General features: G+C 60.8%; 11 protein-coding genes. All 11 read left to right on the top strand.

All coding sequences use genetic code 11. The annotated features are described in order from the left end of the window. Positions 1-215: 215 nt before the first annotated feature. The 11 genes from HX866_RS15415 to HX866_RS15365 all read left to right on the top strand — a co-directional run bounded on the left by HX866_RS15415 (position 216) and on the right by HX866_RS15365 (position 11,003). A complete protein-coding gene (locus HX866_RS15415; RefSeq protein WP_177140062.1) occupies positions 216-1,142 on the top strand; it encodes a ketoacyl-ACP synthase III in 927 nt (308 codons plus the stop codon). A gap of 81 nt (positions 1,143-1,223) precedes the next feature. Then, entirely contained in the window at positions 1,224-2,516 is a 1,293-nt protein-coding gene (locus tag HX866_RS15410) for a motility associated factor glycosyltransferase family protein (protein ID WP_177140061.1), read from the top strand. Then, positions 2,513-2,782 carry a hypothetical protein gene (locus HX866_RS15405; RefSeq protein WP_177140060.1) on the top strand — a complete coding sequence of 90 codons (270 nt, stop codon included), beginning with the start codon at positions 2,513-2,515 and terminating at the stop codon, positions 2,780-2,782. The genes HX866_RS15410 and HX866_RS15405 overlap by 4 nt, the downstream gene beginning before the upstream one ends. Before the next feature lie 192 nt (positions 2,783-2,974). Beyond that, positions 2,975-3,826, top strand: a complete 852-nt coding sequence (locus tag HX866_RS15400) for a flagellin domain-containing protein (protein ID WP_177092573.1) — start codon at positions 2,975-2,977, stop codon at positions 3,824-3,826. 67 nt (positions 3,827-3,893) lie between these two features. Next, on the top strand, positions 3,894-4,265 hold the full coding sequence (locus tag HX866_RS15395; RefSeq protein WP_177092572.1) for a flagellar protein FlaG: 372 nt from the start codon (positions 3,894-3,896) through the stop codon (positions 4,263-4,265). Positions 4,266-4,347: 82 nt separating this feature from the next. Beyond that, positions 4,348-5,790 carry a flagellar filament capping protein FliD gene (fliD, locus tag HX866_RS15390; RefSeq protein WP_177124998.1) on the top strand — a complete coding sequence of 481 codons (1,443 nt, stop codon included), beginning with the start codon at positions 4,348-4,350 and terminating at the stop codon, positions 5,788-5,790. Positions 5,791-5,920: 130 nt separating this feature from the next. Beyond that, on the top strand, positions 5,921-6,316 hold the full coding sequence (gene fliS, locus HX866_RS15385) for a flagellar export chaperone FliS (protein WP_177092570.1): 396 nt from the start codon (positions 5,921-5,923) through the stop codon (positions 6,314-6,316). Positions 6,317-6,326: 10 nt separating this feature from the next. Next, on the top strand, positions 6,327-6,623 hold the full coding sequence (locus tag HX866_RS15380) for a flagellar protein FliT (RefSeq protein WP_177092569.1): 297 nt from the start codon (positions 6,327-6,329) through the stop codon (positions 6,621-6,623). A 170-nt stretch (positions 6,624-6,793) separates the two neighbouring features. After that, a complete protein-coding gene (locus HX866_RS15375; protein ID WP_177092568.1) occupies positions 6,794-8,269 on the top strand; it encodes a sigma-54 dependent transcriptional regulator in 1,476 nt (491 codons plus the stop codon). A 128-nt stretch (positions 8,270-8,397) separates the two neighbouring features. After that, entirely contained in the window at positions 8,398-9,594 is a 1,197-nt protein-coding gene (locus HX866_RS15370) for a sensor histidine kinase (RefSeq protein WP_256261182.1), read from the top strand. Continuing rightward, on the top strand, positions 9,591-11,003 hold the full coding sequence (locus HX866_RS15365; protein ID WP_177092566.1) for a sigma-54-dependent transcriptional regulator: 1,413 nt from the start codon (positions 9,591-9,593) through the stop codon (positions 11,001-11,003). Before HX866_RS15370 ends, HX866_RS15365 begins: the two co-directional genes overlap by 4 nt. Positions 11,004-11,027: the final 24 nt, after the last annotated feature.

The raw sequence follows: 11,027 nt of genomic DNA, 5'->3' as shown, positions 1-11,027 counted from the left end.
GATTCGGCAAAATAGCGTGACCTGTGAGTCATAACGCGCATCTTCACTGTATTGTATCGACCTGGAAGATGGCGCCCGGCGCGTAAGTGATCCGGTGATAGCCTTTTGCTCTTTCAGCAGTCGCTCCCCCGTGGGCGGCGTCAAATCTCTGTTTGTCGGCAGCCTTCGGTCCTGGGGAACGAGGGTTTTCAGCTGTTTATTATTGGGAAGCCGTAATGATTGGCATAAAAAGCATTGCGAGCTACGTGCCTGTAGCCGGCGTGGACAATTACGCACAAGGTGCAAAATTCGAGAAGGATGAAGCCTTCATCCTCGGCAAGATCGGTTCGGCTTTCTTGCCGCGCAAGGATGACGGGCAGGAAACTTCGGACCTGTGTGTCGAAGCCGTGAACGCGTTGTTCGCCCGCAATCCCGAGCTCAAGCGCGAATCCATCGATGCGCTGATCGTGGTCACCCAGAACGGCGATGAGGAAGGCCTGCCGCACACCGCCGCCATCGTCCAGGACAAGCTCGGCCTGCCCACCACGGTGGCCGCGTTCGATATTTCCCTGGGTTGCTCCGGTTATGTCTATGGCATCTACGCGATCAAGGGCTTCATGGAAGCCGCTGGCCTGAAGAACGGCCTGCTGGTGACCGCCGACCCCTATTCGAAGATTGTCGACCCGGAAGATCGCAACACCACCATGCTTTTCGGTGATGCGGCGACGGCCACCTGGATGGGCGAAGACGCGCCCTGGCAGTTGGGCAAGGCCAAGTTCGGCACCGACGGGGCCGGCGCGCCGCACCTGAAGGTCAGCAATGGCGTGTTTTTCATGAACGGCCGCCAGGTCTTCAACTTTGCCTTGCTCAAGGTTCCGGCGCACCTGCACGAGTTGCTCGAAGAGTCCGGCCTGCAAACGGACGATATCGATGCGTTCTGCATTCACCAGGGCAGCGCGGCGATTGTCGATGCCGTGGCGCGGCGTTTCGAGGGCGAGCCCGAGAAGTTCATCAAGGACATGGTCGAGACCGGCAACACGGTGTCATCGAGTATTCCGCTGTTGCTGGAAAAACATGTCCTGGACTCGACCTGGAAGCGCGTAGCCCTCAGTGGCTTCGGCGTGGGGTTGTCGTGGGGCTCGGCGATTATTCATCGGCCTTGATTGCATAAGGTCGCAAAATGGCGCTCCAGGTGAGATAACCTGCGAGCGCCATTTTTTTGCGCGGACGTTGAGTGAGGCGGCATGAGCGAAAGTTTCGAGCAGAATCTGCTGGTCATTGGCGACCGTTGGCCGGGCTTGCTGGCGCGACTGTTGGCCGAGGACAGCGAGTCGTTGCCGGTCGAACTGGTGGAAGGGCTGGGTTCGACCCTGAGCGTGGGCGGCATCCAGCTCACCAGCCGGCATGATCGTACCGCCGAGGCCCGCCTGCAGGCCGCCAGCCTGCCGCCGCAGAGCCCCTTGCTGCACCTGTACGGCACCGGGCTGGGGGATCTGCAACAGGTCCTGCTGGAGCGACCGACACTGCAACGCCTGTGTGTGCATGTCCTCAATGGCGCGTTGTTCAAGTTGGTGCTGGGGCTGTTGGATCAACAGTCCTGGCTGAACGATCCGCGGGTCGAGCTGAGCTACGCCGCCGACCATCCCGAGATTCTCTTGCCGTTTTTCGCGCTGCCGGCCGAACTGGTACTGGCCGATGATTACAATGCGCGGATGCGTGATCGCCTGGTTGGCGAGGTGCACCTGACCTTCAATAACCGTGAGTTCGATCCGCAGTCCACGGAAATTGTCCAGCGCCTGCTGGATACCCGCGAGGTGTTTGGCACGGATCGCGATGTCGCCGAGCTGTTTGAGACGCGCCCGGGCCAGCACCTCTATGTGATTGGCACCGGGCCGACGCTGGAGCAGCAGTTCGACAAGTTGCGCGCGATCAGCGCGCAACCGGACCGGCCGTTGCTCATCAGTGTCGACACCGCCTACCGGCCTTTGCGTGAGCAGGGGATCAGGCCGGATATCGTGGTCAGCATCGATCAGCGCATCGGTTTCCGGCATTTGCCCCCCGAGTTGTCCGATGGCATTCCCCTGGTCTATATGCCGATGAGCGATCCCCAGGTGCTGCATGCCTGGAAAGGCCCGCGCTACGGTGGTTATTCCATCAGTCCGATCTATGCCTCGGTGCGTGAGCAATGCCGGCGCGGTCTGTTGTTCGTCGGCGGCAGCGTGCTGCACCCGGCGGTCGACCTGGCGGTGAAGATGGGCGCGGCGCGCATCACCCTGTTCGGTGCCGACTTCGCCTTCCCGATGAACAAGACCCATGCCGGTTGGAACGATGGCGATCTGGGCCCGGGTGTCGACCTGGCGCAGCACTGGGTCATGGACGGTCAGGGGCAGCGGGTCAGGACGCAGTTGAACTTCCGGCGTTACCTGGTGGAGTTGGAGCGCTACATCGCCCGTCATCCGCAGGTGGCGTTCTTCAACAGCAGTCGGGCGGGGGCGCGGATCGTCGGTGCCGGGTTCGACCAGGAGTTTGTCCAATGAGCCGGCTGGCGCAGTGTGTCGGGGAGGCCCGTGAATGTGCCGGGCTGTTTCGCCTGGGCCGCGATGTGGAGGCGGCCTTGAACATGGTCGAGGTGTTCGATGCCGCGCAGTTGGCGTTGGCGAGCGCGCCGCAGGAGGTTCGGCAACAGTGGGCGCAACTGTTGACGCGCATGCTGGTTTGTCAGGAGTCCCAGGACTGGTTGGGGCTGGCCGACTGGATGGAATACGAACTGGTGGGGCTGCTGGAGTCGGTGGCAATTCCCTGACGTCATTTTTCCTCTGGGGGCAGGGCGCCAAGCCCTTGTTTTCCAAGGGGTGGCAGGGTGATGGCAATTTTTTTGAAAAAAGCCCTCAAGCAACTTGCAATCCCGACGATAACTATTACGAAGGTTCTCTAGGCCATACCCGGCGCTTGCCAGGGCCGGAAGCCGCAGTACCCAACCAACGAGGATTTCGTCATGGCTTTAAGCGTAAATACCAACGTCACTTCCCTGGCTGTTCAGCAGAACCTGAACAACGCCGCCTCTTCTCTGTCCACCGCGATGACCCGTCTGTCTTCGGGCTTGCGCATCAACAGCGCTGCGGACGACGCCGCTGGCCTGCAGATCTCCACTCGTATGAGCAGCCAGATCCGTGGTATGACCGTAGCGATCAAAAACGCCAACGACGGTATCTCCCTGGCACAGACCGCTGGCGGCGCGATGTCGACCGACACCGACATTCTGCAACGTATGCGTGAACTGGCCGTACAGGCCCGTAACGGTACCAACAGCACCGCGGACCAGACCGCAACCAACGCTGAATTCGCCCAGATGTCGGACGAATTGACCCGTATCGCTTCCAGCACCCAGCTCAACGGTAAATACCTGCTGAACGGTTCGGCCGGCGTTGTCACCCTGCAAGTAGGTGCTAACACCGGTACCGCCAACCAGATCAGCCTGAACCTGAGCGGCAAGTTCGACGCCGTCAGCCTGTCCGTGGACAGCGGTACTCTGGTTCTGACCGGTGCTACCAGCGCCGCCGCCGCTTCCAACATCGACAACGCAATCACCGCGATCGACGCCGCAATTGCTGCCATCGGTGCTACCCAGGCCAGCCTTGGTGCTTCGCAGAACCGTCTGACCAGCACCATCAGCGTTCTGCAGAACGTCGATCAGAACACCACTGCTGCACAGGGTCGTATCCAGGATACCGACTTCGCTGCTGAAACCGCCGAGCTGACCAAGCAGCAAACCCTGCAACAGGCTGCTACCTCGGTTCTGGCCCAGGCCAACCAACTGCCTTCCTCTGTACTGAAGCTGCTTCAGTAATTTCGGGATTGGTTTTGGCGGGGGGGTGTGCTTGTCACGCTCTCTCGCTTTTTCACGTTGAGAGGTGATGGATATGGACATGAGTGTAAAGCTTGGCCTGTCTTACCCCGCTGTTACGCCGGCCAGTACGAGTCCTGTTGCCGACAAGCCGGTACCGGCTGCGGCGACGCCTCAGGCGGTAACACCCGTTTCGGCCGCCAGCAAGGACTCGGCCTCTTCCGATAGGCTCAAGCAGGCTGTGCAGGATATCGAGAAGTTTGTTCAATCGATCAAGCGCAATCTGGAATTTTCCATCGACGAGCCCTCCGGGCAAGTCGTAGTCAAGGTGATCGCCAGTGACTCGGGTGAGGTGATTCGACAGATCCCCACCGAGGAAGTCTTGAAGCTGGCTGACAGTTTGAGTTCAGCGAGTAATGTGCTGTTTGATGCGAAAGCCTAACCGCTGGCATGAATCGTGTGTGCAGGTACTTTTGGCACTGATAAGGGTCAAAAGACTGACTGCAAATTGAAGGGAGATAAACATGGCAAGTCCAATTTCACCGTCTGTGGGCCTGGGTTCCGGCCTGGATATCACCTCGATCGTGACCGCATTGGTCAACGCCGATAAAACGGCCGCGCAGACACAGATCACCAATTCGCAAGCCACCAACACCATGCAGCTTTCCGGCGTGGGTTCACTGAAAAGTGCGCTGACGACCTTCCAGACTGCATTGACCAACCTCGGCAGCACGACCACTCCGCAGTTCGCCGGCTTCTCGGCAACTTCCGGAACACCGTCGACCTTGACGGCCACCACCGACAATACCGCGGTGGCCGGTAGCTACAACATTACGGTGAATGCCCTCGCCACAAGCTCGCAGATAGCCAGTGCTTCTTTTTCCGGTGGGGCGAGCAGTGCCATTCCGAGTGGTACCCTGACCATCAGTCAGAATGGCACTAATTACAATGTCACCATTCCGGCCAATGCGACGCTGCAGAGCACCCGTGACGCGATCAACTCCTCGCTCTCGGGTAACGGCATATCCGCCAACATCGTGACCGACAGCAGCGGCGCTTCGCGTCTGGTGTTCGGCTCCACCACCACCGGCGCGGGTTCCGATTTGTCGGTCAGTGGTATTGCCGGCCTGCAAATCGACGGCACCCAGGTGATGTCCAATCCCCCGACGGCAACCAGTTCGGGGGCGATCACTGCGACGGCCCAGAATGCCAGCCTGACGGTCAACGGTCTGACGGTCACCAGCACGAGCAATACCGTCAGCGGTGCTGTCAGTGGTATGACACTGAATCTGCTCTCGGCAGGGACTCCACCCGCGGGCGCGAGCTCGACGGTCACCGTGGGCACCAATAGCTCCGGTCTGCAAAGCTCGATCCAGACGTTCGTGAACGCCTACAACAGCCTGATGACCACCATCGGCACCCTCACGACCCCATCGACCGATGCCAATGGTAATGTCGTGCCGGCGGCGTTCACTGCCGACTCCATGCCTCGCTCGCTGATTTCCAGTATCCGTGGTGTGCTCACCACGCCTGGGTCGGGTGGTCAGTTGGCGGTGCTGTCGCAACTGGGTGTGGGGACCGATCCGGTTACGGGTAGCCTGAACTTCAACACCACGACGTTCAACCGGGCCATGACCACCGATGGCCTGAGCGGTCAGGTGCAGACGCTGTTTACCGGGACCACCGCCAACTCGGGGTCGGACGGTGTGCTGGCGCGGATGACTGCAGCGATCTCCTCCTACGTCCAGACCGGCGGTTTGCTCGATCAGCGTACCGACAGCCTGAACACCCAGGCCAGCAGTCTGACCAGCCAACAGGCGGCATTGGATCTGCATGTCACCAACATGACCGCCACCCTGACGGCCAAGTACAATGCGATGGACACGCTGGTCGGACAGTTGAAGGCGACCTCCAGCAGTATCACGTCGTTCTTCGCCTCGTTGACGGCGCAGCAGTCGGCCAGCTAAGGGCCGGCTTCACGCCAAAAACCCGGCTGCGTTTACCGCGTGCCGGGTTTTTGCCTTCTGGGTCTAAAGTTTTATGACTCAAAGGCGATACACTTGTTATACGAACCCTTGAGTGGCAATGAGGTAGAACATGAATCCGATGCTAGCCCTTCGGCAATACCAGAAGGTAGGTGCCCAGGCCCAGACCTCCGAAGCCAGTCCTCACCGTCTGGTGCAGATGTTGATGGAAGGTGGTCTGGATCGTATCGCCCAGGCCCGGGGGGCTATCCAGCGCAAGGACATTCCGGGCAAGGGCATCGCCATCGGCAAGGCTATCGATATTATCGGTGGGTTACGCGATGGTCTGGACCTGGAGAAATCGGTGGATTCGGTGGGTAGTCTGGACAAGCTTTACGCCTATATGGCGACGCGCCTGCTGCAAGCCAATATCAACTCGGACATCGGCATGCTCGACGAAGTCACCGGCCTGCTGACGACGGTCAAGGAAGGTTGGGACGCCATCGCACCGCCGGGTCCGCAGTTCTGAGGAGAACATCATGAGTCTCGTACTGCAGCGTATCGAAGAAACCCGTGAAGCCCTGGTGAGGGCTTTGGCTGGGCGTGACTGGGAGTCCATCACCCAGCTGGACCTGGCCTGTCGCGCTTGCATGGAAGATGTGCTGGGCGAGACGGGGCTGGACGAGGAGGCACTGCGCCTCAAGCTGGAAGAATTGCTGCACGTCTATCGTATGCTGCTGGAAGCGGCGATGGGCGAACGCCAGTCGATTGTCGATGAGATGTCGAAGATCCAGCAAGCAAGGAACGCTGCAAAGGTTTACCATCTGTTCGGTTAATGTTGGGTTAATCGAACCGTATTGCGCCATAAATTTGACTATGTACGCTTTTTTGACTTAACTAGTGCTGTTTCCAGATTTCAGTCGTCCTTGAAGGCCGTTTCCGGCCTCGGATGTCTAGCTTGCCCACCCGTACCGGGCATCGAGTTGACTAGGGAAGTTGCTATTGCATGTGGCGTGAAACCAAAATTCTGCTGATCGATGACGATAGCGTTCGCCGCCGCGACCTGGCGGTGATCTTAAATTTTCTCGGCGAAGAAAATCTCTCCTGTACCAGCGATGACTGGCAGCAGATGGTTGGCTCTTTGTCGTCCAGTCGCGAAGTGCTGTGCGTCCTGATCGGGACGATCAATGCAGCGAGCGGACTGAATGGCTTGCTTAAGACACTGTCGACCTGGGATGAGTTCCTTCCCGTGCTGCTTCTGGGCGACATTTCTTCTGCCGACCTGCCTGAAGACCAGCGTCGCCGGGTCCTGTCCAACCTGGAAATGCCCCCCAGCTACAGCAAACTGCTCGACTCCCTGCACCGTGCCCAGGTCTATCGCGAGATGTACGACCAGGCCCGTGAGCGCGGTCGGCAGCGCGAGCCCAACCTGTTCCGCAGCCTGGTCGGTACCAGTCGTGCCATCCAGCACGTACGTCAGATGATGCAGCAGGTGGCCGATACCGACGCCAGCGTGCTGATCCTCGGCGAGTCCGGCACCGGCAAGGAGGTGGTGGCGCGCAACCTGCACTATCACTCCAAGCGTCGTGACGCACCCTTTGTGCCGGTCAACTGCGGGGCGATCCCTGCCGAGTTGCTGGAAAGCGAACTGTTCGGTCACGAGAAGGGCGCCTTTACCGGAGCCATCACCAGCCGTGCCGGGCGTTTTGAGCTGGCCAACGGCGGTACGCTGTTCCTTGACGAGATCGGCGACATGCCGCTGCCGATGCAGGTCAAGCTGTTGCGTGTGCTGCAGGAGCGTACCTTCGAGCGCGTGGGCAGCAACAAGACCCAGAGCATCGACGTACGCATCATCGCGGCGACCCACAAGAATCTCGAGAGCATGATCGAGGTCGGCAGCTTCCGCGAAGACCTCTACTATCGCCTGAATGTGTTCCCCATCGAGATGGCACCGCTGCGTGAACGCGTCGAAGATATTCCGTTGCTGATGAACGAGTTGATCTCGCGCATGGAGCACGAAAAGCGCGGTTCCATTCGTTTCAACTCGGCGGCGATCATGTCGCTGTGCCGTCATGCCTGGCCGGGCAACGTCCGCGAGTTGGCCAACCTGGTGGAGCGCATGGCGATCATGCATCCGTACGGGGTGATCGGCGTTGCCGAGCTGCCGAAGAAATTCCGCTACGTCGATGACGAAGACGAGCAACTGGTGGACAGCCTGCGCAGCGATCTCGAAGAGCGGGTCGCGATCAATGGCCATACCCCTGATTTCACCACCTCGGCCATGCTGCCGCCCGAAGGCCTCGACCTCAAGGACTACCTCGGTGGTCTGGAGCAGGGCTTGATCCAGCAGGCGCTGGACGACGCCAATGGCATCGTGGCCCGCGCCGCCGAGCGCTTGCGTATCCGCCGTACTACCCTGGTGGAGAAGATGCGCAAGTATGGGATGAGTCGTCGCGAGGGTGATGAACAGGCGGATGATTGACGCCCGTTTTTCAACCTGCTGAAAAGTGGCCGGTTTTTTTTCGGCACGGGTATTGCTAAGTCTCTTGTAACGTTCCGTTTAAATGACGGTCAGTCAAGCGAGAGAACACCATGCCCCATGCCGCCCCGATGTCACCTGTCCCTGAAGCCACGGAGACCTCGTCGTCCGTCGAGCAGGTCAGCCGGTTGGGCCTGGAGCAGGCCTTCTCGCTGTTCAATCAGATGTCGACGCAACTCAACGATTCCTACAGTCTGCTCGAAGCCCGGGTCACCGAACTCAAGGGCGAGTTGGCCGTGGTTAGCGCCCAACGCATGGCGGAACTGGCGGAAAAAGAGCGTTTGGCCAATCGCTTGCAGAACCTGCTTGACCTGTTGCCGGGTGGGATCATCGTCATCGATTCCCATGGCCTCGTCAGTGAAGCCAATCCGGCGGCCCGGGAGCTGCTCGGACTGCCGCTGGTGGGTGAGCTCTGGCGTCAGGTGATTGCCCGTTGCTTCGCTCCGCGCGAGGACGACGGCCATGAAATATCCCTCAAGGACGGTCGGCGCCTGTCGATCTCCACCCGTTCGCTGGACGCCGAGCCGGGCCAGTTGGTCCTGCTCAACGACCTGACTGAAACCCGTCTCCTGCAGGATCAGTTGGCCCGGCATGAGCGCCTGTCCTCGCTGGGGCGCATGGTTGCCTCCCTGGCGCACCAGATCCGCACACCGCTCTCGGCGGCCTTGCTCTATGCCAGTCATCTCACCGAGCAGGCCTTGCCGGTGGAAACCCAGCAACGCTTTGCCGGGCGCTTGAAAGAGCGCCTGCATGAGCTGGAGCATCAGGTGCGCGACATGCTGGTGTTCGCCCGTGGCGAGCTGCCGCTGACCGATCGGCTGACGCCTGGCGCCTTGATGCAGGCGTTGCAGGCGGCGGCACAGATCCATGTCCAGGGCGCCGTTGTGCGCTGGCAGTGCGACAGTCATGTCGGTGAATTGTTGTGCAATCGCGACACCCTGGTCGGGGCGTTGCTGAACCTGATCGAAAACGCCCAGCAGGCCAGCGCGGGTGGGGTGCGTCTGAAAGTGCACCTGTACGCTCGCGGCGCCACCTTGCGCCTGTGTGTCAGTGACAATGGTTCGGGAATCGCCCCGGCCGTGCTGGCGCGCCTGGGTGAACCGTTCTTTACCACCAAGACCACCGGCACCGGCCTCGGCCTGGCCGTGGTCAAGGCCGTTGCCCGGGCGCATCAGGGTGACATGCAACTACAGTCGCGGCTCGGGCGTGGCACTTGTGCGATGGTCTGCCTGCCGCTGATTCCGGGTGCCATGGAGGCTCAAGAATGATACCGCTGCTCAAGGTCCTGCTGGTTGAGGATGATCATGCCTTGCGTGAGGCGCTGGCCGATACCCTGCTGCTGGCCGGGCATCGCTTCCATGCGGTCGGTTCGGCCGAGGAGGCGCTGGAGGCTGTGGCCGCGGAGCCGTTCGCTCTGGTGATCAGTGACGTCAATATGCCGGGCATGGACGGACACCAGTTGCTCGGTCTGTTGCGTGCGCGCCAGCCGCAATTGCCGGTGTTGCTGATGACTGCCCATGGGGCGGTGGAGCGGGCGGTGGATGCGATACGCCAGGGTGCGGCCGATTACCTGGTCAAGCCGTTCGAGCCCAAGGCCTTGCTTGATCTGGTGGCGCGGCACGCCCTGGGGCAGTTGAGCGCGGTGGACAGCGAGGGGCCGATCGCCTCGGAGCCGGCCAGTGCGCAGTTGCTCGAACTGGCGGCACGGGTGGCGCGCAGCGATTCGACCGTACTGATTTCCGGCGAGTCCGGCACCGGCAAAGAGGTGCTGGCGCGTTATATCCATCAGCAATCCCCGCGTGCCAGTCAGCCGTTTATCGCCATCAACTGTGCGGCGATTCCCGACAACATGCTCGAGGCGACCCTGTTCGGTCATGAAAAGGGTTCGTTCACCGGCGCCATCGCGGCCCAGGCCGGCAAGTTCGAGCAGGCCGATGGCGGGACCCTGCTGCTCGATGAGATTTCCGAAATGCCCCTGGGTCTTCAGGCCAAGCTGTTGCGCGTGCTCCAGGAGCGCGAGGTCGAGCGGGTCGGTGCACGCAAACCGATCAGCCTGGATATCCGTGTGGTGGCCACCACCAACCGTGATCTGGCGATCGAGGTGGCGGCGGGGCGTTTCCGTGAGGATCTTTACTATCGCCTGTCGGTTTTTCCGCTGGCCTGGCGTCCGCTGCGCGAACGTACCGCCGATATTCTGCCACTGGCCGAGCGCCTGCTCGCCAAGCATAGTGCCAAAATGAAACATGCCTCTGTTCGACTGTCACCCCAGGCCCAGGCTTGCCTGATAGGCTATCGCTGGCCGGGTAATGTGCGTGAGCTGGACAATGCGATCCAGCGGGCGTTGATTCTGCAGCAGGGCGGTTTGATCCAGGCCGAGGATTTCTGCCTGGCTGGCCCGGTCGGCACGCTGTCCGTGTCTGGGCTCGCGGCGATCGCCCGGCCGTCTGTCGGCGAGCCCGTGGTGGCCGAGGGGGCGCCGGGGGAGCAGGCCGGAGGCCTGGGTGACGACCTGCGTCGGCGCGAATTCCAGATGATTATTGACACCCTGCGCGCCGAGCGCGGGCGGCGCAAGGAGGCTGCCGAGCGGCTGGGTATCAGTCCGCGTACGCTGCGCTACAAACTGGCGCAGATGCGCGACGCAGGCATGGATGTCGAGGCCTATCTGTTTGCTACGTAAGTCGATTCAGGCTCGGATGTCGTG

This window comes from Pseudomonas gingeri, assembly GCF_013386165.1.
In the GTDB taxonomy this organism is placed as follows: domain Bacteria; phylum Pseudomonadota; class Gammaproteobacteria; order Pseudomonadales; family Pseudomonadaceae; genus Aquipseudomonas; species Aquipseudomonas gingeri_C.
Note: the sequence above shows the minus strand (reverse complement) of the source record. Positions and strands in the feature narration are given on the sequence as shown.